Source organism: Streptomyces sp. (assembly GCF_031178505.1).
Taxonomy (GTDB): Bacteria; Actinomycetota; Actinomycetes; order Streptomycetales; family Streptomycetaceae; genus Streptomyces; species Streptomyces gulbargensis.
Map to the genome: position 1 here is coordinate 15,803 of NZ_JAPSIW010000002.1, position 21,895 is coordinate 37,697.

A 21,895-nucleotide genomic window follows, 5' to 3' on the forward strand; every position below is an offset into this window, starting at 1 on the left:
AGTGAACCACCCCGACCACCCCGCCGGCCGCGCACTCAGCGAAGCCGAGCAGGAGGCCGCCGCCATCCGCCTGATCGCCGAGGCGTACAGCGACAACACCCCGGTCGCCACTCGCTACAAGGACGTGACGCCTGTGCCCGCCACCGGCTATGCCCCGCCCGAGACCCAGCCCGGCCGGGCACCCATGAGCCAGCGTGCGACCGACATCAGCGGCACCATGCTCGCCGCCGGTATCGCCTCCGTGCCCATCTCCGGCGGCATCTCTCTCGTGATGTGGACCGTCGGACAGGTCAACCCGGTCGTCGTCGGCATCGTCTGCGTGGCGCCCGTCGCCTTCCTCGGCGCACTCTCCCGCGTCTTCAAGAGCGCCAAGGCGGCCGCGGAAGCCGCCCCGCCCGTCATCCACCAGCACTACGAGGGCACGGTGATCCAGGACAACACCGAGGTCACCACCCACACCCGCGGCGTCATCGCCCGCACCAACAACCGCTTCGACCGCTGAGGGGGGAACCGACCATGACGCGACCCGGCAACGTCCTGACCACCGTCCTCGAAACGCACGGCGGGCACTGCGCCTGCAACGGCGCCTGCGGCAAGACGCACACGGGCGACGGCGAGCGCTGCAACGCCACGAGCAGCGGCAAGAACAAGCCCCTGCTCGCCGCGCCGCGAACCCCGCACGCCACCGACGTGCAGAACGCGGCCGCCCCGCTGGAGGAACTGCGGCCCTGGCGCTGGCCCTGCTGGCGCGACGCGCTCGCCGCCGAGCGTGCCCGCGCCAACGACCAGCGCAACCAGGAACTCGCGGAGATGCAGATCGGCCTGTTCGACGTCGACACCGACGCCGCGGCGTAACACCCGATCCACCGGGACAGGAGCGGCCGCGCACCCCGCGACGGGATGCGCGGCCGCGCCGTGTCTCCCTTGACCGACTCGGCAACCACGTAAGGGATTCGATGACCACGCCCGACACCCTCGACGCCCGCCTGGACGCGGCTAACGCCACCGTCCTCGCGGAGATTTCCCGAACGGACGCCAAGTCCGGCGTCCTGCTCACCAGCTTCTCCCTGCCCCTCGCCGCGCTCGTCGCGGTAGTCCCGGGGCACGACTTACCGCCCGTCGTCGGTCTCCTCGTCGGCGCCGGTGCCCTCGGCCTCATCGTCGCCATGCTCGTCGTGCTCATCGTCGTCCGCCCCCGGCTGAGCGGCGCCGCGCGCGGCAGCTTCCTCTACTGGTCGTTGTGCACGCCCGAGGACCTGGTGAAGGACCTCCAGACTCCGGACGACCGCGTGGCGCACGTCATCCACCTTTCACAGATCGCCCGTCGCAAGTACGCGGGCCTGCGCCTCGCCGGGGACATCACCGGCGTATCGCTCGTTGCCCTCGGCGTCGCACTGCTCGTCGGCCTCGTCGCCTGACCCGCCCAAGGTGAACTGCATGGCAACCGACCTCGACCCCGTCACTGCCGCCCGCCGCGCCGGGCGCTGGGTGATCGGAACCTTCCACGGAGACCACGACGACACCAAGGTCGTCGCCATCTCCACCCGCGACGACTCCGCTCCGCTCCCGTACGGGTGGGAGTGCACCTGCGGGATCGGCCAGCGCTTCCCCAGCGAGGACGGCGTGTGGCGCAGCGCCCGGCGCCACGTCCACCCGCCCCGCTGGCGCACACGGGCCCGTCGGGTGCCGCTCCTGCGTCGCCTCGTCCAGCCCACGGCGCGTCTCCAGCACCCCCGGACGGCCTGACCGGTGACCGACCGCGCGGTGCCCGCCGACCTGTACGCCGCCTTGCAAGTCTGCTTCCCGCACGGAGGGCTTCCCGGCTGGCTCACCGCCGCCGGCCCCCGGTGCGGGACCGGCGCCGCCCCGATCCCGGTCGGCGCCGGCCAGGAAGACGAACTCGCCGACCTGGTCGCCCTCGCCTGGTGGGAACTCCTCCAGGACCCGGGTGGCGATCCGTTCACCAAGCTGTTCACCGCGGCCTGCGCACGGCATCTGAGCTGACAAAACGAAGCGGGCCCCGTCCTCGGACGGGGCCCGCTTCTTTGCGTTCGGGGTCGTTACGCTGCCGCAGGTTCAGGGTCGTCGGTGGCTGCCTCCAGGGCCTTCGGCTCCTCCGTGGCCTCAACAGCCTGCTCTTGCACCCCTGCCGCCTCTCCTGAGCCCCGCTTCGGCTTGGCCGGTTCGGCGAGCTGCTCCCGGCACTTTGCGATTTCGGCTTCGAGTGCATCGAGATAGCGCTCGGCGGCTGCCCTGTCCCTCCTGGCCAAGCGCCGCACCCAGGGCATGGAGACCGCCTTCTCCGCCCTGGCGGTGATGTCGACCTCCCCCTCGCCCTTCTCGTCGCTCCAGTTGTCCAGGAAGGCATGGATGGCCGCCTTGGCGGCCTCCTTGTTGAACTCCTCGCCCTTCGGGAGGGCGTCGACCGCTCCTCGAAGGACCTCGGCCGTGACCGGGACACCCGAAGCGGCCACCGTCGCGTATACGAAGACGGCGTGCTCCACGTCCCACGTCTCACGGACGGAGACCAGCTCCCATACCTGGGCCTGATTGGCCTTCTTGGCCTGCTCCAGGGACAGGCGAGGCGTTCCAATTGGAACTGAATCGTTCGATGCCAAATCGAACAGGGCTTCCGCGACCTGCCACGTGCGGATCAGCTTCCCTGCGTAGTTGGCCTTCATCCCCCAACGGGTCCAGCAGTAATCCTCGAAGCTGTCGTGCTCTGCGCGGTACAGCCGACTGTCTCGGATGATCTGCAACGCCTTGCCGGCCAGCCAGAAGGCCCACTTCAGAGTGTCGACGGCCGCCTCGCACTGGGCGAGTGACTGCCGCTCGTCCGAGGTGAGAGTCTTGGGCTGTCCCGAGATGGGGCGGAAGAGATTCGGCAGGGCCCGAGCCATGTCGATGGCGCTCTTGAACTCGAAGCGCTCCTGGGCTGACCCGCCGCGCTGGCGTCCCATCAGATCAGTCCTTCCACGGCCAGGGCCAACTTGTAGAAGTCCTCGCGCGCCCGGAGCGCAGTGCCGCTCTCCGGGTACTGGATCACGGTCAGGCCAGCTTCGGGTGCCTTCGCGTGGATCTTGTAGCGCCGGATGGCTTGGGGCATGTACGGGTAGCCGCGCACTTCGCACCACTCCTGCATGTCCTTGAGGTCAGCCCGCGTGCGGTCTGCCCCGGAGTCCCAGTTGTTGATGACCACCCGGAACTTGATCCCGTGCGGGCGCAGCAGGCGCTCGATGGTGTACTCGGCTGGGCCGTGGGTCAGGGTTTCCACTGGAACGACCGGCACCAGGGCGAGGTCGGTGAGGTCCAGAATCTCGCGCATCGCCTCGGCTGCCGGTCCGGTGCCCAGAGGGTCCTCTGCGTCCAGGTCTTTCGTCGGGTCGATGTCGGCGAAGCCGGGAGTGTCGACCACGATCCTGGTCACTGCGGGGTCCTTCATGAGGGCGGGCAGCTCGCCCAGCTTGCCGCGCGTGATGACGTAGTCGAACGGAAGGCGTGCCTCTGGCACCTTCCGCGCCCACTCATCAAGAGAGCCCTGGAGGTCGATGCCGGCGGCGACGATCGGGCAGGGGCAGTTGGGGTCGCTTGGGTCGGAAGGGGGGTTGTTCTCGCCCAGAACGGCCGCCACGTTGACGCCGATGGTGGACTTCCCGGCGCCGCCCTTCTGTTGGAAGGTGGTGATGACCTTGGCGCGGTGCTCTGGCTCGGGATTGTCATGGGGGGGCATGTGACCTCCGTGGGCTTCCCCTGGTGGGTACTCGGACGCGGTCATATTGCCAGAGGTCGAGCCGTCGACCGAGCATCGGTCGTCAAGGGTGAGCGGAGCCCGCGAAAACACGCCCGTTGTTCTATTTCGAGTCGAACGAAAGCGTTCCAATTGGAACGGGTGGAAACAATTGTTTCTACTCTCAGGTCTGCTCGGGGATCTCGGGCTGACTCGCTCCCGTGGCTCGGTCGATCGCGGCGCGGAGCAGGTCTCCGGTGGTGAGGACCTTGGCGCGGAGGCGGTCACGGATCTCCAGCGCAGACTGTGGTGCGGAAGGCCGCCCGGCTGCGGACATGAGGGAGAGTTCGGCGGGGATGCCGTCGCGTTCGGCCTCCCGGAGGGCGACGTCGACCCCGTCGCCCCAGCGGTCGGCCCAGTCCTGGAGCGCTTCGACGGCCTCCTTGCTGGTCCAGTACGCGGCGCGGCGGACGGTGTCGCCGAGCTTGTACGGCAGGTTCACCGACACGCGATGGGTGTAGCCGCCGTCACCCATGGGTGCACTCGGCGGGGTGCCCCACGGGCGTCCCGGCGCCTCCAGCTCGCCTTCCGGGGGCTTGGGCCACTCGCGGTCCAGGCCGCGGGCGCGCAGCTCCTCGCGGACGGCGCGGGTCACGATGTCGTCCCGGGTGCCGCCGAACTCGCCGGTTCGCCGCATCCTCGCGACCCGGGCCCGGATGTCGCGGCGGACGGCTGCGGCCGCACGCCGCGACATGCCGGGCAGGATCAGCTCCTTCCGGCGGGCGGCGATCCACTCCTCCTCGCGCTCGCGCTCGTCGTTGCGGCGCGCGTTGAGCGCCTTCAGGGCGTTCTCGGTCACCGCCACGTGAAACTTCATGTTCACCCTCGCCATGGTGGAAATGTAGCCAGATAATTGGGCCGCGTGCTGCTGCCGCTGTGACGCGGGGTGCCGTGAGGCAACCACCGGTGCGGCAGGGGAAATCCGCTGTTGGTGAGTCGTAGGGTCAAAGAGGATGGATCATGTCCGGCCGCTCTTGAGCATCCGGGCGGGGCCGGGGGGCGCCCCTGGTCCCGTCCGTGGTGACAGTGCGCCGGGCCGGGTCCATGACCTGTGCCCTACCAGCACCACGGGGGAGAACGCGTATGAGCATCGGGGGAGTGGAGCCGCCGCTCCGCGAGGACGAGGAGAACCGCAGTGACGCAGCTCAGCAGGCACGGGCAGACGGCTCGGGAGTATTGGGAGACGTACCGGCCGCAGGCCCTGGAGTCGCTGGGGAGCCCCGAGCAGCAGGCGGCGTTCTTCCAGGAGCTGGACCTGCGGGTGACGGAGAAGATCGGGCAGGTGACGACCGAACTCCTCCAGAAGCTCCCGATGGAGCAGCGCGCGGCGGCCCGGCGGGCGACCAGGTCGCAGGCGCAGGAGCTGGTGTACGCGGAGGAGATCTGGCTGGAGAAGGAGCCGGGGACGGAGCACCGGGAGATGTAGCGCCTCCTCGCTTCCGGCCGGAGGGGCAGCGGGACCTCGCCCCTGCGGGGCAGGGGGAGCGGGCTCGCGCCAACCTCGCGGCCCTGGAGACGCTGCGAGTCCTGGAGCGTGAGCAGCGACCGGCCACCGAGGAGGAACAGCGGACCCTCGCGCGCTGGTCCGGTTGGGGCGCCCTGCCCGTCATCTTCAACCCGCGGCCGGCGCGTGCGGCGTTCGACGCCGACGAGCCCTTCGAGCGGGCCGTAGCGCGCTGGGACGCGGTCAGTGACCTACGCGAGCAGATCCGGGAACTCCTCTCCGAGGACGAGTGGGCGGCGGCCCGCCACAACACCATCAACGCGCACTACACCGACGCCGACCTGGTCCGCTCGATCTGGGGCGCGGTCCGCGGGCTGGGCTTCACCGGCGGCCGCGTCCTCGAACCCGGCTCCGGTAGCGGCAACTTCATCGGCTTCGCGCCGATCCTGACCTCGACCCCGGTGCAGATGACCGGCGTGGAGGTCGAGCCGACCACCGCGGCCATCGCCCGCCACCTGTACCCGGACGCCGAGATCATCACCAGCGGCCTGGAAGAGGTCCCGCTCGCCGACGGCGGCTTTGATGGCGTCGTTGGCAACGTGCCCTTCGGTCGCTACAAGCGGTTCGACAAGGTCCACAACGCCGACCTGTCGCTCTCCATCCACGACCACTTCGTGCTGAAGTCGCTGTACGCCACCCGGCCGGGCGGCGTCGTCGCGCTCATCACCTCGCGCTACACCATGGACGCGGAGAAGCCGGACGCGCGGGAGCGCATGTACCAGCTCGGCGACCTGGTCGGCGCGGTCCGTCTGCCCGCCCGGGCGCATATGGCGGCGGCCGGGACGGACGTCGTCACCGACGTGCTGTTCCTGCGGCGCCGGATGCCCGGCGAGGAGCCGGGGGACAAGACGTGGCTGACGTCCCGCAAGCGGGTGCTGCCCGGCCACGACGACGAACTGGCGGTGAACTCCTACTTCGACGCGCACCCCGAGTACGTGCTCGGCGAGCTGCGCGCGGGCTCCCGGGAGTGGGGGCCGGAGGTCACCGTCGTCGGCCGTACCGACCAGACGCCGGCGGAGTCCCTGGCGGCCGCGGCCGCCGCCATTGCGGTGGAGGCCCGGGCCGCCGGGCTCACCGCGGCCGCCGACCAGCGCACCGAGCCGGTGCAGACGATCGTCACCGGCGGCACCGAGGGAGCGCTCGGGCTGGACGCCGAGGGCAACCCCACGATCATCGACGGCGGCCGCCCGGTCCCGCTGGAGATCCACCCCGACCAGCGCGACCAGCTTGTCCAGCTCATCCGCCTCAAGGGCCTGACCCTGAAGCTGTACGAGACGGAGGCGGACACCCCCGAGCCGGGGGAGACTCCGCAGCTCGCGGCGCTCCGCGCGGAGCTGCGGGTGGCCTGGCGGGACTACCGCAAGAAGCACCCGCCGCTGACCAAGCCGCGCCAGCACTACGTCTTCACGCCCCCCGAGGCCCGCGAGCAGGCCAAGGCGCAGGGCCTGAAGGAAGTCCCGGCCGCGTGGAAGCAGCGCACCGCGTTCGCCTGGATTGACGACGACCCCGACGCCTCGCTGCTGTTCGGCCTGGAGGAGTGGGACGAACGCACGGGCAAGGGCACCGAGCAGAAGGTGCTGCTGACCCGCGTCCTGGAGCCGCGCATCCTGCCGGCCCGGGCCAACAGCCACGAGGACGCCATCGCCCTGGCGATGGAGTACGACGGCGGGCGCCTGGACATGAGCCGGGTCGCCAGCCTCCTGGGGCTGGACGAGGAGAGCGCGGCCGCGCAGTGCGCGGACGCCGGGCTCGCCTACCGCGACCCGCTCCAGGACGACGCGTGGGAGCCCCGGCACCGCTACCTGTCCGGCAACGTCCGCGCCAAGCTCGCGGCCGCCCGGGAGCGGGCCGCCGAGGACCCGACGTTCCAGGGCAACGTCTCCGCCCTGGAGCGGGTCCAGCCCGCCGACCTGGCGCCCTCCGAGATCAAGGCGAAGATCGGCGCCCCGTGGATTCCGGTCGAGACCTACAACGACTTCCTCGCTCACCTGGGCTTCGAGGACGCCAGTGTGCTGCACGCGGGCGGCACCGTGTGGGAGGTCCGCGGCGCGAAGAACGGGGACCTGGCGCGCACCGAGTGGGGCACCAGCTCCCGGCCGACGCAGGACCTGTTCAGTGCACTGCTGCGGCAGGCCGACTCGACCATCCAGGTCACCTACCGCGACAACGAGGGCCGGACCTACGTCGACAAGGCCGCCACGGACGAGGCGCAGGAGAAGGCCCGGCTGATCGCCGAGGCCTTCGAGGACTGGGTGTGGGCCGACGAGACCCGCGCGGCCAACCTCGCGAAGATCTACAACGAGCAGTTCAACAACCTGGTGCTGCCCGAGTATTCGGGCTCCGCGCTGACCCTTCCCGGCCTGATCAGCGGCTGGACGATGAAGGAGCACCAGAACGCCGCGATCCGCCGGATCGTCAACGAGCCGACGGCGCTGCTCGCCCACGTCGTCGGCGCGGGCAAGACGGCGACCATGGCCGCCGGCGCGATGGAGCTGCGCCGAACCGGACTGGCGAAGAAGCCGTGCCTGATCGTGCCCAACCACATGCTCAAGCAGTGGTCGCGCGAGTTCCGGCAGCTCTACCCGAACGCGAAGATCCTGGCGATCACCGCGAGCGACCTGAGCAAGAAGCGCCGCGCCAAGTTCATGGGCCGGATCGCGGGCGGCGACTGGGACGCCGTGATCCTCACGCACGAGGCGTTCAACCGGGTGCCCCTGCGGCCGGACACCCAGCGCAACTACCTCGACCACGAGATGCAGTCGCTGCGCGACCAGCTCGACATCGCCGCTCAGGCCGGGATGCACCGCAACACGGTCAAGCAGATCGAGGAGAGCTTGGCCAACGCGGAGGCCAAGCTCCAGCAGCAGATCGAGTCCATGGGCGACGACAACGGCGTCTACCTGGAGGACACCGGCGTCGACTACGTCTTCCTGGACGAGGCGCACGAGTACAAGAACCTGCGCACCGTCTCGGCGATCCCCGGCGCCGCGATCCAGGGCTCGGCGAAGGCCACCAAGCTCCACATGGTGCTGGACTACCTACGCACGACCAACGAGTCCAACCGCGTGGCGACCCTGGCCACCGGCACCCCGATCGCCAACTCGGTGACCGAGGCCTACGTCCTCAAGCGCTACCTCGCCCCTCAGATCTTGGAGGAGATGGGGCTCGACGCCTTCGACAACTGGGCCGCCACCTTCGGTGAGGTCGTCTCCCAACTGGAGCCCGACCCCAAGGGCGACGGGTACAAGTACAAGGCGCGCTTCAGCCGCTTCTTCAACGTGCCGGAGCTGATGGCGGCATACAGGACGTTCGCCGACGTGCAGATGGCGGAAGACCTGGACCTGCCCACGCCGCCCGTGCTGGAGAACGAGGACGGGCAGCGCGGCGAGACCGTCCTCATCCCGCCCACCCCGGCGCAGCGCCAGTTCATCAAGGAGCTGCCGCACAAGCCCTGGGTGCGTAAGCCCGGCGGCGTCCTGAAGGCCCTCGGCGAGGGCCTGCGCGCCTCCGTCGACCTGGACCTGGTCGACGCCACCGAGGCGCTGCGCAACCTCGGCTTGAGCATCACGGCCGAGCAGATCTCCAGCGAGGACCCGGCGGGCGGCGGGCGCGTGCTGGACATGGAGAAGGTCGCCGACCTCGCCGACGCTGCCGCCGTCGACATGCGCAGCGTCGGCGGCAGCAAGGAGATGGGCAGCAAGATCCCGTATGCGGCCGAGAAGATCGCGGAGATCTGGCAGGAGACGAAGGACATCGTCTACCCGGTCTCCGGGGACGATCCGACCCCGCAGGAACTGCCCGGCGGCCTCCAGCTCGTCTTCCTGGACGAAGGCACCCCCGGCAGCACCGCCAAGCACGCCGCCGACCTGTACGCGGACCTGCGCGACGAACTGGTGCAGCGGGGGATGCCGCGCGAGTCCATCCGCTTCATCCACGAGGCGTCCACCGACCGCAAGAAGGAGAAGCTGTTCGCCGACTGCCGCTCCGGACGCGTCCGCGTTTTGGTCGGATCTACGCAGAAGATGGGCACCGGCACGAACATCCAGGACAGGGCGGTCGCACTGCACCACCTGTCCTACCCGTGGCGGCCGGCGGACATGGCCCAGCGCGACGGCCGTATCGAGCGGCGCGGCAACCTCAACGCCCCGTGGATCGAGAACACCCCCGACCACGTCCGCATCCTGTACTACATCACCGAGCGCACCTTCGATGAGTTCCGGCTGACCACCCTCGCCCGCAAGGCGAGGTTCATCGGCCAGATTCAGCGCAAGGACTTCAGCGCCCGAGAGATCGAGGACATCGGCGCCGACGCCATCAACCTCGGCATGCTCTCCGCCCTGGCCTCCGGTGACCCGGCGATCCTGCAACTGGCTGAGGCCACCGCCGAACGCGCCCGGCTTCAGGGCCTGGCCCGAAGCTGGGACCGCCAGCAGGACACCCGCACGCAGCAGCTCGGCGACATTGACGACTTCCTCGCCCGCGCGGACACCGCCCTGGAAGGCATGCGGGCGGCGGCCCCCAACCGGCGCCCGACCACCGGCGACGACTTCGCCATGACCGTGGGCGACGCCACCTACCGCAGCCGCGACGCGGCCGCGAACGCGCTCGGGGCCAAGATGGTCGCCATCGCCCAGGACCAGTCGCTGCGGCCCGGTGAGCGCGTCCCGGTCGGCACCTTCGGCGGGCAGGACTTCCACGCGGAGGTCGCCTACGGGGCCAGCGGCCGCCGCCAGATGCGCCTGCGCTACGCCTGGGGGTACGTCGTACCGCTGGGCCAGCGCGAGGACCGTGCGCAATGGCAGGCCTCATCCGTCACCCAGTCCAACGGCCGCGGCGCCATCCAGAGCCTGGAGCACTTCCTCAACCACCTGGACGACGACCTCGTCAAGCTGGAGCAGTCGGCCGAGTCCCTGCGGGCCCGCCGCGAGGAGATCGCCTCCAACCTCCGCCCGAAGGACGAGAACCCCTACCGCATCCAGGCCCGTTCCAAGGAACGGGAGGAGAAGGCGCTGGGCAAGCTGGTCGTCGCCAACGAGAAGGAGGCCGCCCTCGCCGAGCGGATCGAACGGGCCGCGAGCGTCAACGAGGACGCCGCCGAGGAGGTCAACGAGGAACTCGAAGCGCTGCGCGAGCACATCGCCAACCTGCGCAAGACCATCGCCGACGAACACCAGATCCAGGCCCGGGCCCGGGGCCTGACGCAGGACGAGAGCAGGTCCGACGACGCGCCCAACCCTAATGCGCCTACCCCTGCGGAGAAGGCCGCACTGGAAGCGTTGGCACAGGACATGGCCGATGCGTTCTTTCCCGAGGACAGTGCCCAACGGCCGACTGCGCGGTCGTCCGCAGGCGGTGCCGAGCCCGGGCAGGAGGACCCGCCGGCCGAAGCGCAGGACCAGTCCAGCCCGGACGCGGGGACCGGACAGAGCACCCCTGAACCCGATGCTCCCGGTGAACCCGAGGCGGAGCCGTCCCCCGGCCCGGTGACGCCCGAGGCCTCGGGCGACGGTGCGGCCGACGACGAAGAGGACAGGGAACAGCGGTTCAGGGAAGAGGTGGACAACCTCTTCTCCGGCGCCGTACCGGAGCCGGAGGGGCCTGACTCGCCCGAGGAGACGGCACCGCTCCAGGAAGTGGTCGACCTGTTCGGCGACCGGGTGTCGGTGACTCACATCGGCGGCCCGCAGCCTCCGGCGGAGTCTGCCACCGAGGTGCCCGCCGGTGAGCCGGACACCCCTGCCCCGCAGTCGGAGCCGGAGCCGGAGCCGGAGTCGGAGCAGCAGCAGCCGGAGCCGGAGCCGGAGCCGGAGCAGCACACCGGCCCCTCGCCGGCCATGGCCCGGTGCGCGGCTGTCCTGCGGTACTACGAGCCGCTGTTGCAGCGCCACAAGCTGTCCGGCCGCGACGTCGTCGCCTACATCGACCGGCCCGGCGTCGGGTTCTCCTACGACCCGGACAACCCGCTGCCCGAGCTGATCCACCAGATCGGCAAGGTCGCCGAACGCGTCGGCGGCTCCTACCGCGTCAGCTACAACGAGTGGGTCAACTACCAGGTCGGCGAGCGCCGCCAGCAGCAGAGCGACGACCTGACCAACCTGAACCTGGACCTGCTCACCCTGTACCAGGGGGAGACCGATCCCCTGTTCATGGTCGACCTGGAGGCGATCCTCGCCGCCCCGCCCGGCACCGTCATCGAGCTGCCGTCCGAGGCGCAGATCGAGGCGGAAGAGGCGGCCGCGGCCCGCATCGTGATCGACCACGACGCGGAGGGCACCGAGGTCCGCAACACCCCGCGCGGCGGGGACCAGCGCATCCGGGACGCGCTGAACGACCTGGACTTCAACTGGTCGCGCCGTCAGCAGAAGTGGTACCAGCGTCGCGGCACCCCCTTCGAGGACCGTGACACGGCCGTACGCGGCCTGCGCGCCGCCTTCGAGCGGCTGGGCGTCCCCTACACCTACAACGGCCCCGACCAGCAGGACACAGAAGAGACCACGGAGGCCACCCCGCAGGAGACCGACGCCCCGGCTGGGCCGGTGCAGACCGAGCCCACTGCGGACGTCTCCGCCACACATGGCGCGGCCCTCGCCCCCGTCCGCCAGTCCGCCGGATGGGCCATCATGGCGGTCCTCAGCGAAGACCAGGTGCGCGGACTGGTCAGTGCCGTCGCGGTCGACGGCCAGCCGGTCAGCACCCAATCCCGGCGCCTGCCGGGGGACCGGGTACGGGAGTGGATCGCCGAGCAGCGGCAGACGCCGACGACAGCCTTCTACGCCTCGGACAGCAGTGAGCTGCCCTCCGCCCTGCGCGGCGCCGGCGACGTGCGCCTGTCGGCCCACATCAACGGGCTGACCATCGACCAGGGCGACGTGTCCTTCCGGACCCCGTGGGAACACCTCCCCGCCTGGATCGACGCCGCCGTCGCGCACGACACCGCCACCCGCTCCAGTGACCTGCCTGCGTGGCGCTACGGCCGTCTGGACCACGAAATCCATTTCCGGATCGACGAGCGCAACGAGTCCGCGGCCCTGGCGCTCCGCGCCCTGGCCACCGCGCTGCGCGAGACCGCCCCGCCCACCGACGAACAGTTCGCCGAAGCACGGGCCAGATTCGCCCCGGTGGCTGCGGCCGCCGACGCGGAGCCCGAGCCGGGCACGGTCAGCCCTGAGCCCGCCCCGCCGGCCGCCGCCGAAACGCAGACCGAGCCCGCCGCACCCGGTGACACCGGGGTGCCGGAGAACGAGCCGGAAGACCCGGAGGCCGACGACACCGACACCGACACCGTCCCGGCGGCCGAGGACGCGGTGGTCGTGCAGACGCCGGACGGGCCCGGCACGGTCATCGGCACCGACGACGGCGACCTGGTGCTGGTCACCACCGAGTCCGGCACCCGCGTCTGGGAACGCGGTGAGGTGCAGTGGCCCGACGGTTCGGTCCAGCCGGAGAACACCGACCGGGCCGCCAAGGAACGACAGAACGCCGCGGACGCCGCGCAAGCCGCGACCTCCGAGGGCATCGAGCTGCGCTACGGCAACGGCAACCGGCTGGTCGACCTGGACACCGAGGCCGGACACGGCACCGTGGTCGACGCCGACGGCGCGGTGATCGGCTGGGTCCGTGCCCGCATCGGCGACGACGGCCGCCGCTACTGGTGGGCGCAGGACGCACGCGGCGGTTCCCCCGACGACATGCCTTACCACGAGTCGCTGCCGCCCACCGCGGGCGTACCGGCGATCCGGGCGGCCGGGAGTATCCGCTCCGAGCTGCACGCGGTGAAGGAACCGGCACACCGCAGCCCCATCCCTGCCGAGTACGCCGCCCGCGAGGTGCGGCTGACCACGGCTCAGGTCCGGGAGCTGCGCCGCCTGGTGCTCGATGCCACCTACTCGGACGGCACCCCGATCGAGCCGCCGGAGTGGGTGGCCTCGCACCGCAAGTACGTCCTGACCGTCGGGCAGATGCAGGCCCTCGGCGACGCGGCGCAGGCCGCCGCCGACGCCTTCCCCGGCGTCACTGCCGAGGAACGGCGCACCGCCCGCGTGCTGCGCAACGCCGCCGAGCGCTTCGAGTTCGAGGTGTACGACACCGCCCGGTGGCGGGCCACCATCCCGCCGATCGGAGAGACGGACCCCTACGCCGGGCCCTACCAGCCTCGCCCCCGGCCCGAGGCGCCCGAGGCGGAGCAGCAGACGACGGAGGCGCCCGCCCCGGCCCCTGAGCCCGCGGACACCGAGACGCAGGACTCCGCCGCGAACGAGGCGGACCCTGCGGCCCCGGCGGACACCGGCGCCCCGGCACCGGCCGAAACTCCGGAGGAGGCGGCCCCCGCCGACCCGCAGCCCGAGGACAGCACTCAGGCGGCACCGGCCACCGCAGCGGGGGACACTCCCGCGCCGGACCCCGCACTCACGGAGGCCGCCGCGCCCGGGCCGCCGACCGACGCAGCACCGGACAGTGAGGGAGCCGAGGACGACGAGACGCAGCTCGACCTCTTCCCCAGCGAGACGCCGGAGCCCCCGGCGACCACACGTCGGCCCGGCGGCCGGCGACGCGTCAGCCGGAGGGAGCCCGCCATCCACCCGGGCGCCGAGGGCGGCCCGGAAGACGGACGCCTGGGCGTCTACGGGCACGCCGGGCACGGCGAGTGCGACCGGTGCGGCACCCCCGACACCGACCGCTACACGATGGTGTGGACCTGGTACACCGGCACCGAGACCGGCGGCGCCATGGCCGCCGAGTGCGGGAGCTGTGTCGAGCTGACCACCGGCCTGACCTACAAGGAGTACCGGCGCCTGGCCGACGTCGCCGAGGCCCGGCGCGGCGGCCGGCGCATCGTGCCGACCCCGTACGCCAAGGGTGACGTCACCGGCAGCCGCACGGCCGAGAACGAGTGGACCTACGTCCACCAGCCCACCGGCAAGCGGTACCGGCTCGCCGAGGAAACCCCGAGCGGATACCGGGGCTTCGTCCTGCGGGACCTGTACGGCATCTCCCAGGGCACGGGCGTCTCCACGAGTTCCGGCTACGAACTGGCCGAGCGGGCGGCCCTGGGGCGCACGGCGGAGACCCACCCGAACGACAGCGACGACTGGGTGTTCTTCGGCTACCGCTCCGACGCGGGCAAGCTGACGCTCCACGAGGGCGAGAGCATCAACACCGACCATCCCAACGGGCCCCGCCGCAGCGATGCCCCGTTCGAGCACGGACCGCGCTGGGACATCACCGTCGGCGGCTCCGACTACCAGGTGGAGATGGTCTACCAGCAGGGCCCGCCCGGGCAGGACGGCCACCGGCTGGAGGTCACCGCCCCCGACGGCACGAGCGCCCGCCACGTCCAGTGGGACGGCGTGCTGGAGTGGGCGCGCGAACGTGTCCGCGCGCCTGAGCCGGAGCGGGCGGCCACAGCACTGGCCGCGCCGCTGGCCGAGGTGGAGGAAGCCCTCACCGCCGCAGAGGGCATCCGTGAAGCCGTCCAGCGCCGCAGCACCACCACGGCCCTGGTCCAGGCGCGCGAGGCCTGGGAGCGGGCACGGTCCCACTACGAGGCCGGTCGGCTCGCCGAGGGAGACGGCCACCTTGCCACGGCGCGCAGTCACGCGATCCTGGCCCGGTACCGGGAGAGCAGTCACGCCGACTTCCAGCCGCTCATGGACGCCGTGCGCCGGTTCCACGACGCAGTGGACGAGGTCCTCTACCCGGGCGGCGCGGGCTGGCGGCCGGCGGTGGGCGACTACGTCCGCGCCCGACACCGCTTCGTGCCGGAATCCGAGGGCTTCTGGATGAAGGTCACCGCGATCGGGGCCGACGGCATCCACGTCGAGTCCGGTTCGACCGGCGACGCCAAGACCGTCGTGCAGCCCACCGACCTCGGGCCGCACGCTGATCTGCCCTGGCAGGAACAGCCCTCCCGCGCCCCCGGCGAGCCGAGGGCGTCGGACCAGGAACGGCGGGACCTCCTCGGCATGCCGCCGCAGCCGGTGCCCGACCCCGCCCCCGCGCGGCCGCAGAGCCCGCCCGCCGACCTGGACGAGGAGCAACTGGACCTCTTCGCCGCCGGGGCCCCGGAGCCGCCCGCCGCCCTGGAGGAGGCCGCACCGGCGGCCGACCCGGTCGACACCACGGCGTCCGACACCGAGGCGCCACGCGAGGGCAGTCTGGGCCTGGTCGACGGCGAGACGCTGACGTACCGCGGCCACTGGGACGGCCGCTACGAGATCACCCTCCCGGGCACCAGCTACCTGCTGTTCCTGCCCTCCATCGAGTACCGGCGCACGAAGTTCGCCGTCGCATCGAACGAGGACCCGGACGCCATGTCCCCGAAGCGGCTGCGTCGGTTCGAGGAGGCGGAGGAGATCATGCCCTGGCTGCGGGCCCATGCCTCCAGGCAGCAGACCGGCTACGTCTTCCGTGACGGTGCGTGGAGTGAAGCCCCGCAGACCGCCGCACCGGAGCCGCCGGCGGACACCGCGGCCGCCGAGGACGAACAGCTCCCCCTCCTCGGGACCGACGACACCGCCCCCGGCCCGGACACGGCGGCCGGAGAGAACCCGGCCGCCCCCGAGGCCTCGCCCGCCGAGGAGACCGCCCCCGACGCGTCGCCGGACGGTGCCCCCGCGCCGCAGGATGCAGACCAGGAACCCGACCAGCAAGACCAGGAGGAATCAGTGGCAGACGAGCCGGAACCCACCTCCGTCGCGACGGACGTCCCGGCCGTCACCCCGGCCGTGGAAGACCTCCCGGCGGAAGCCGACGTGCAGGAGGAAGCAGAGCCTGCCGTGGACGTCGAAGACCCGCCCGCCCCCCGCACGTTCACGGAGGCGTTCCCGCTCGCCGCCGATGCCCGGTACCGGCTCCGGCTGACCACGGTGGAGGGCGAGGGCCCCCGCGACGGCGAGCTGCTGTACGGCGAGGTCACCGTTGCCGCCGTGCGCCTGTCCGCCTCCGGTCGCTGGTTCGCCCGGCTGGCGGTCGACGGCATGCCCGCCGACGTCACCGAACTCAACGGCTCGCCGATGGACGCCGCACGGCAGGGTGCGGTGATGTTCGCGGTCGTCACGGGGGAGCCGTACGGCGACCCACCGGCCGCGGTCAACGTCCGGGGGCCGCAGTCGCGGGCGGACGCGCTGCGCGTCGAACTGCGCACCGCCGCCGAGCAGCACCTGCGCACCATCACCGCAGCGGCCGCGCGAGCGAGCGAGAACTACGGGCAGAACCCCCTGTTCCAGGCCCTGAGCGTCCAACTCGGTCGCCTCGGTGCCGCCGACGTGGAAGACCACGGCTCGCAACAGATGGCCGCGAACCTCCGCGCCGTCCAGGAAGCGGTCAACGCCTGGGGGACCGCGCTGCCGGCGGACCCCGCCCTCGATGAGCGGCAGCACTTGGCCTTCCCGCTCATGAACCTGCTGCACGAGACCAGGCGCATGCAGGTGCGCCTCCAGGCCACCCTGGACGCGATGGTGGCCGACCGTGCCGCCGCCCGGGAGCGGGAGGCCGCGGCCGCCGCAGCCGCCGCGCAGGCCGAACCCGTCCGTGACGACACCGCGCAGCAGGAGGCGGCCCCGGCGGCGGAGCCGGAGCCCGCTGCGGACCCGGCGGCCGCCGAGACGGCGGAACCGCCCGAGCCTGCCGACACACCCGGCCCGGAGCGGACTCCCGACGCGCCCGACCAGCCCGCCCCGCTCCCCGACGCCCCGGAGGACACCGAGATGGCCACGCCCGCCCGACCCGCCACACCCGAGAGTCCGGCGGCCCCCGGCCCGGACGGCGCCGCCGAACCGGGTGAGGACCAGGCACCGGCCGACATCACGCAGCGCGAGGGACGCGTCGAACGCACCGGGCCCGACGAGCCCACGCCGCCCGCCGTCCCGGAGCCGGAGGCCGACCTGCCGCTGTGGACCGGCCCGACGGAGGCCTCCGTCCCGGAGACGGACCGCCCCCTCGGCGTCGTCGCCGACTTCGCGGCCGTCCAAGAGGCGTGGGACGAGCACGTGCCCGCAGACAAGGGCACGGGCGCGGACCTGTTCGCCACCGTGGAGGACGAACTCCAACGGCTGGAGGCACTCTTCGCCGAGGCCGTGGCCAACCTGACCCCGCCCGCCGAACCGCAGCCCGCCCCCGCGCCGACACCGGCACTGGCCGCCGAGCCGCCGCAGCCCGCCCCCGCCTCCCCGCCGGCCGCCATGCCAGAGAAGGCGCCGGACCGCGACCCGCAGCAGGCGGCGGACGCAGTCAACGCGGCGCTGCGGGAGGCGGACGCCCACGCGCCCGCGCTCCAGGACCTGCCGGAGTGGCAGCGCATCCAGAGCGTGCGGGGAGCCTTCGGCCACCTGGTGCGCGTCATGAAGGAGCGGGCAGGCGAGCACTTCGGCAAGCTCATGGCCGACGGGCGCGTCGGCGACTTCGTACGCCGGGCCTCGATCGCCGCGTGCGAGAAGGTCGCCGGGTGGGCGCAGGCCGCCGCCGACAAGCTGCGCCGCCCCGACGAACGCGGCACGGACAAGCGCGAGGAGCTGCCCACCGCGGAGGCGCTGCTGCGGCTGGGAGACGCGGCCCTCGAGTACCGGGGACCGCGACGGGCGGGCGGCAGCACCCCGCCGCCGACGGCGAACGGCGCCGCCCCGGTGGACATCCCGGCGATGCGCAAGATGGGGGAAGCCTTGAACCGGCCGATGCCCGGGGCCAAGCGCGGTGTGTCCGCGGCCGCCGCCCGGGGACGGTCGACCACCACGAAGCGAGGGAAGAAGCCCGCACCCGGCGCCAGCGCCGAGCAGGCCGGACACCTCCGCCGCGGCAGCACCGAGCAGCTGCCATCACGCAAGCCCACCCAACGCTGACCCGCCCGGGCCTGAGTCCGGGCGCTTACGAGGCGCCCGGGCTCCGATCCGTCCTCGTTCGTGGGAGCGTCGGGCCCGCTACTGCTTGTACGCCCACGTCCGGCCGGTCTGCCGGTACTCCTCCACGGGGATGGGCTCGACGCCGGGCTGCATCCGGTGTACGTACAGGTGTCCCTCAAGATGGTCGATCTCGTGGGCCACGAGACGGGCAAGGCCTCGCTCGTACACCGTGGTGGCGGTTGAGCCCTCGATCGTCGTGGTCTCGACCGTGATGCACAGGGGGCGGGGAACCATGCCTCGGACGTCGAAGAAGCTGAGGCATCCCTCGTACTGCTCGTCGGTGTCGTCGGAGATCTCGGTGACGCGGGGGTTGAGCAGCACGATGGCGCCGGCGCCCTGCTCGGCGGGCTGGACGACGGCAGCCGCGCGGCTGATGCCGATCTGCGGGGCGGCGATGCCCATGCCCTTGGCGAAGGTGTGGACGCGTGAGATGCGCTCCATGGAGGCGAACAGTGCGTCCACGGTCTGCTCGGCGGCCTCCCGTTCGGTGGGTAGCTCGAACCGGCGCGCTACCTCGGCAAGGACAGGGGCGCCCTGCTGGACGACGCCGAGGTTGCGCATCTGCTCGCTGGGCCGCACGACGGTCACTTGAACTCCCCTTGATTCACGTTCGGTTCAGGCCGGGCCCGGAACCTCCATTCGAGACGATAGCGAGCGTGCAGGGCCGGGCGGGCGGTCGACCAGGTGAACAGGCGCATCCCGTTCTCCTCGCGTCGCGCGGGGGCACTGGGCAGCGGGGACGCCTCGGCGGTCATCGACGTCTCTGTGCCCCACACCACCGGATCGAGCGCGGCGGGGAAGGCGAGAGCGACCTCCAGGTGCTCGGTGGGCAGCCGTACGGCCCGCTGGAACCACCGGCCCCACTTGGTGTCGCTGACGGTGTAGGCGTACTCGATCCACACCGAATCGCCGGGGTAGAGCGGGAAACGCCCCTGGTCGTTGTCGAACAGCAGCCACACCTCCTTGAAGGCGTCCCGGTCGTGCTTGGCCTCCCAGCGCATGGCCTCCCCCCGGCACGTCGCGGTGAGCGCGAGCTCGTCCCACGTCAGCGGATGCTGCCGGTAGTGGGCGTTGGAGCGTTCGGGGTCGCCGGGGTAGCAGTCGACGGAGATGCGGATCAGGTAGCGGGTGATCGGTGCCGTGCCGGTGTTGCGCAGCAGGCGGCGCATGGTGAGCCGGTAGGCGCGGCCGTCGTAGTCGAGCCGGGCGGCGTCGTGAGCGACGACGATCGCCGACCCGGCGGCGTACGGCTGCTCGGGTCCGCGTGCCGGGGGCACTGCGGCTGCCGCGGTGGTCTGGCGGGCGCGGGCCGATTCGTACTCGCCCCACCGGTGCCAGATCGCCTTGCCGGCGTTCAGGGTCTCGTCCGCACGGCGGGCGAAGTCCTCGGTCGGCTTGTGCCGACCGGATTCCATGTGGCTGACGTAGCTGGGGTGAAAGCCCATCAGCTCGGCGAGAGCCTTCTTCGACATGCCGCGCACCTCGCGCCAGTAGGCGACCTCGGCGGCGAAGTGCCCGGTGGCCTGTTCCACGGTGATCGCGGCGTCCTGCGCGTCCATCAAAGCTCCCGCCCTGCTTGGCCGTTGAGTGCGTGAGTGAACCGTGAGTGAGGACAGTTCACCATTCTGTCGCCATCCCCGGTGCCGGTTTGCTCCCACTCACCGGCCCGACCCTCGCGGCCGCTGAGAAGGGGATCTCGCCATGCGCGTGCTGTATCTGCTCAACGTCTCCAACCCGCACAAGTTGTCCGCCGACTCCGGCTTCACGTTCGCCGAGCTGCTCGCCCCGGCCCTGACCGACGCCGGAGCGAAGGTAACGGTGGCGGCGCCGGTCGCCACGGGGGACGGCCGTGTGGGCTTCGAGCCCACCACGGCGCCGGCCACGAAATACAGGGCGCGCTTCGACCCGGGCGTGAACGAACTGGCGGCGCTGATCCGGCGCACGAAGCCGGAGGTGGTGGTGGCCAACCAGATCGAGGCGGCCCCCGCCATCCGGGCCGCCCTGCTGGAAGCCGGTACGGACGCGCTGATCGCGGGATACTGCCACTACCTGCCGTTCTCGTTCACCGCCGACGGGCGGCTCGTCACGGACCCGTCCCTGGACGACGGCGGACTCGGGGACAGCGTGCTGCTGGCCTTCGCCGCCGGGCTCGCGGCCTGCGACCGCCTCCTGGCGCACTCCTCGACCGCCGCGTCCTGGATCACGGCCGCCGCCGCGCGCACGGGCGTGGACCTGGGGGTGAAGCTGCACGTCGTGCCCGCCCCGCGGGATGAGCGCCTGGTCCGCGACCCTGCCGACGTTGCCGTACCGGACGGCACGGCGGCCGCGCTCTACAACCACCGGCTCTACGCCCACTACGGCACCGCCGCATTCACCGCCCTGGCCCGCCGCCTGGTGACGGAAGCGCCCGTCACGCTCACCGTGATGGACCTGTTCGGCACCCGCAGCCCGGAGCGCATCCGGCTGGACCCCAGCCCGGAGCGGCACCGCGACGAACTCGCCGCCCTCGATGGCATCACCATCGCTTCCGACCGAGGCGACCGCATCCGCTACCGCAACCTGCTGGCCGACGCACACTTCGGGATCGCACCGTTCAGGCCGGGCTGCCCCTGGTCGATGTCCGTCATCGACTGCCAGGGCATGGGCCTGCCGGTCATCGCCCCGCGCACCGGATGGCTCGCCGAGCACATCGACGACGATCTCCTCTTCGACACCCCCGACCAGGCCGTGGCCATCGCCACCCGGCTCGCCACCGACGCGGAGTTCTACCGGGTTCACGCCAAGCGCGCCCACGCCGCCACCGCCGACCTCGCCCCCGCCGCCGTGGCGGCCCGCTACCTGGAGGCCCTGCGATGACCACGTTCGACGCGGTGATGCTGTCCTACGACGAACCCCTCGCCGACCGGCTCCACGCCCGGCTCCAACGGGTTCTCGGGGTGCAGGTGAAACGGCTGCACGGAGTCCAGGGGATGCGCCGGGCCTACCGGCTGGCCGCCGAGGTAGTCGAGACCGAACAGTTCCTCCTCGCCGACGGCGACTTCGTTCTGGCCACCGAGTTCACCCTGTCCGCCGTCGAACCGCTACCAGAAGGGACGTCGATGCGGGTGTGGCGAGCCCGCAACCCGCTCAACGGACTGATCTACGGCTACGGCGGGCTCAAGCTGATCCGCCGCTCGGCGCTGCGGGACCTCGGCGACGCAGTCGACGTGCTGGCCGCGCTGCCAGGCCGGTGCGAGTTCACCGCCAACATCGCCGGGACCACACGGATCAACCAGTCCCCGTACCACGCCTGGAAGGCAGGCTTTCGGGAGTGCGCGATGCTCGCGCGCGGCAGCGAGTACGGCATGGACGACGCCGAGGCCACCGAACGGATCGCCGCGTGGACCGCGGGCGGGGACGGGGAGTTCGCCGAGTTCGCCGTCTCCGGCGCCCGCGAGGGCGTCGCCTTCGCCCACGAAGCCGCCCGCGTCCCCGCCCTGTTCGACAAGCTCAACGACCCCGGATGGCTGTACCAGCGGTTCACCGCCGGCCACGGCGAACAGGCCATCGCCGGATGACCGCCACGCCGCCGCTGGTACTCGTAGAACCCAGCGCCCGCCCGGCCGGGCGGGCACCGCGACCACGCCCTGACCGCACTGGCGGCCGCGCACGGCAACGCGATCGTCGTCGCTCCGTACGGCGTCGCGGGCCAGACCCGGGCCGCCCTGGAGC

14 protein-coding genes are annotated in these 21,895 nt (G+C 71.9%); 9 read left to right on the forward strand and 5 right to left on the reverse strand.

What is annotated here, in order from left to right; translation table 11 throughout:
• The first annotated feature begins 1 nt into the window (after window position 1).
• The 5 genes from RIF68_RS00660 to RIF68_RS00680 all read left to right on the forward strand — a co-directional run bounded on the left by RIF68_RS00660 (window position 2) and on the right by RIF68_RS00680 (window position 2,004).
• Window positions 2-502 (forward strand): hypothetical protein, encoded by a 501-nt coding sequence (locus tag RIF68_RS00660; protein ID WP_309049145.1) that lies wholly within the window; start codon window positions 2-4, stop codon window positions 500-502.
• Between the two features lie 14 nt (window positions 503-516).
• Complete coding sequence (locus tag RIF68_RS00665) at window positions 517-855, forward strand: hypothetical protein (protein WP_309049146.1); 339 nt, start codon at window positions 517-519, stop codon at window positions 853-855.
• A 101-nt stretch (window positions 856-956) separates the two neighbouring features.
• On the forward strand, window positions 957-1,418 hold the full coding sequence (locus RIF68_RS00670; RefSeq protein ID WP_309049147.1) for a Pycsar system effector family protein: 462 nt from the start codon (window positions 957-959) through the stop codon (window positions 1,416-1,418).
• Window positions 1,419-1,437: 19 nt separating this feature from the next.
• A complete protein-coding gene (locus tag RIF68_RS00675) occupies window positions 1,438-1,746 on the forward strand; it encodes a hypothetical protein (RefSeq protein ID WP_309049148.1) in 309 nt (102 codons plus the stop codon).
• Window positions 1,747-1,749: 3 nt separating this feature from the next.
• Complete coding sequence (locus tag RIF68_RS00680) at window positions 1,750-2,004, forward strand: hypothetical protein (protein WP_309049149.1); 255 nt, start codon at window positions 1,750-1,752, stop codon at window positions 2,002-2,004.
• Between the two features lie 56 nt (window positions 2,005-2,060).
• On the opposite strand, the gene RIF68_RS00685 is transcribed toward RIF68_RS00680, so the two are convergent.
• The 3 genes from RIF68_RS00685 to RIF68_RS00695 all read right to left on the reverse strand — a co-directional run bounded on the left by RIF68_RS00685 (window position 2,061) and on the right by RIF68_RS00695 (window position 4,604).
• Window positions 2,061-2,960, reverse strand: coding sequence for a hypothetical protein (locus tag RIF68_RS00685; RefSeq protein WP_309049150.1), 900 nt, complete (start codon window positions 2,958-2,960; stop codon window positions 2,061-2,063).
• Window positions 2,960-3,730, reverse strand: coding sequence for a ParA family protein (locus RIF68_RS00690; protein WP_309049151.1), 771 nt, complete (start codon window positions 3,728-3,730; stop codon window positions 2,960-2,962). The genes RIF68_RS00685 and RIF68_RS00690 overlap by 1 nt, the downstream gene beginning before the upstream one ends.
• A 181-nt stretch (window positions 3,731-3,911) precedes the next feature.
• The gene (locus RIF68_RS00695; RefSeq protein ID WP_309049152.1) at window positions 3,912-4,604 is read right to left on the reverse strand and encodes a hypothetical protein; all 693 of its coding nucleotides are present in this window, start codon (window positions 4,602-4,604) and stop codon (window positions 3,912-3,914) included.
• A 318-nt stretch (window positions 4,605-4,922) separates the two neighbouring features.
• On the opposite strand from RIF68_RS00695, the gene RIF68_RS00700 reads away from it, so the two are divergent.
• Entirely contained in the window at window positions 4,923-5,213 is a 291-nt protein-coding gene (locus tag RIF68_RS00700; RefSeq protein ID WP_309049153.1) for a hypothetical protein, read from the forward strand.
• Between the two features lie 485 nt (window positions 5,214-5,698).
• Complete coding sequence (locus tag RIF68_RS00705; protein WP_309049154.1) at window positions 5,699-18,124, forward strand: SNF2-related protein; 12,426 nt, start codon at window positions 5,699-5,701, stop codon at window positions 18,122-18,124.
• Window positions 18,125-18,202: 78 nt separating this feature from the next.
• Here the strand turns inward: RIF68_RS00705 and RIF68_RS00710 are convergent, their stop codons facing one another.
• A complete protein-coding gene (locus tag RIF68_RS00710; RefSeq protein ID WP_309049155.1) occupies window positions 18,203-18,772 on the reverse strand; it encodes a peptide deformylase in 570 nt (189 codons plus the stop codon).
• A complete protein-coding gene (locus RIF68_RS00715; RefSeq protein ID WP_309049156.1) occupies window positions 18,769-19,743 on the reverse strand; it encodes a helix-turn-helix transcriptional regulator in 975 nt (324 codons plus the stop codon). Before RIF68_RS00715 ends, RIF68_RS00710 begins: the two co-directional genes overlap by 4 nt.
• A 142-nt stretch (window positions 19,744-19,885) precedes the next feature.
• Between RIF68_RS00715 and RIF68_RS00720 the strand changes: the two genes are divergently transcribed.
• Both RIF68_RS00720 and RIF68_RS00725 read left to right on the forward strand, forming a co-directional pair.
• Window positions 19,886-21,040 carry a glycosyltransferase family 1 protein gene (locus RIF68_RS00720; protein WP_309049157.1) on the forward strand — a complete coding sequence of 385 codons (1,155 nt, stop codon included), beginning with the start codon at window positions 19,886-19,888 and terminating at the stop codon, window positions 21,038-21,040.
• Window positions 21,037-21,741 carry a hypothetical protein gene (locus RIF68_RS00725; protein WP_309049158.1) on the forward strand — a complete coding sequence of 235 codons (705 nt, stop codon included), beginning with the start codon at window positions 21,037-21,039 and terminating at the stop codon, window positions 21,739-21,741. The genes RIF68_RS00720 and RIF68_RS00725 overlap by 4 nt, the downstream gene beginning before the upstream one ends.
• Window positions 21,742-21,895 lie beyond the last annotated feature (154 nt).

What these genes read in the sequence shown, in the direction of transcription:
- RIF68_RS00665 (WP_309049146.1), top strand. Translation starts at nt 517, where the DNA reads ATGACGCGACCCGGCAACGTCCTGACCACCGTCCTCGAAACGCACGGC.
- RIF68_RS00705 (WP_309049154.1), top strand. Translation starts at nt 5,699, where the DNA reads ATGACCGGCGTGGAGGTCGAGCCGACCACCGCGGCCATCGCCCGCCAC.
- RIF68_RS00720 (WP_309049157.1), top strand. Translation starts at nt 19,886, where the DNA reads ATGCGCGTGCTGTATCTGCTCAACGTCTCCAACCCGCACAAGTTGTCC.
- RIF68_RS00725 (WP_309049158.1), top strand. Translation starts at nt 21,037, where the DNA reads ATGACCACGTTCGACGCGGTGATGCTGTCCTACGACGAACCCCTCGCC.
- RIF68_RS00685 (WP_309049150.1), bottom strand. Translation starts at nt 2,960, where the DNA reads ATGGGACGCCAGCGCGGCGGGTCAGCCCAGGAGCGCTTCGAGTTCAAG.
- RIF68_RS00695 (WP_309049152.1), bottom strand. Translation starts at nt 4,604, where the DNA reads ATGAAGTTTCACGTGGCGGTGACCGAGAACGCCCTGAAGGCGCTCAAC.
- RIF68_RS00675 (WP_309049148.1), top strand. Translation starts at nt 1,438, where the DNA reads ATGGCAACCGACCTCGACCCCGTCACTGCCGCCCGCCGCGCCGGGCGC.
- RIF68_RS00715 (WP_309049156.1), bottom strand. Translation starts at nt 19,743, where the DNA reads ATGGACGCGCAGGACGCCGCGATCACCGTGGAACAGGCCACCGGGCAC.
- RIF68_RS00670 (WP_309049147.1), top strand. Translation starts at nt 957, where the DNA reads ATGACCACGCCCGACACCCTCGACGCCCGCCTGGACGCGGCTAACGCC.
- RIF68_RS00690 (WP_309049151.1), bottom strand. Translation starts at nt 3,730, where the DNA reads ATGCCCCCCCATGACAATCCCGAGCCAGAGCACCGCGCCAAGGTCATC.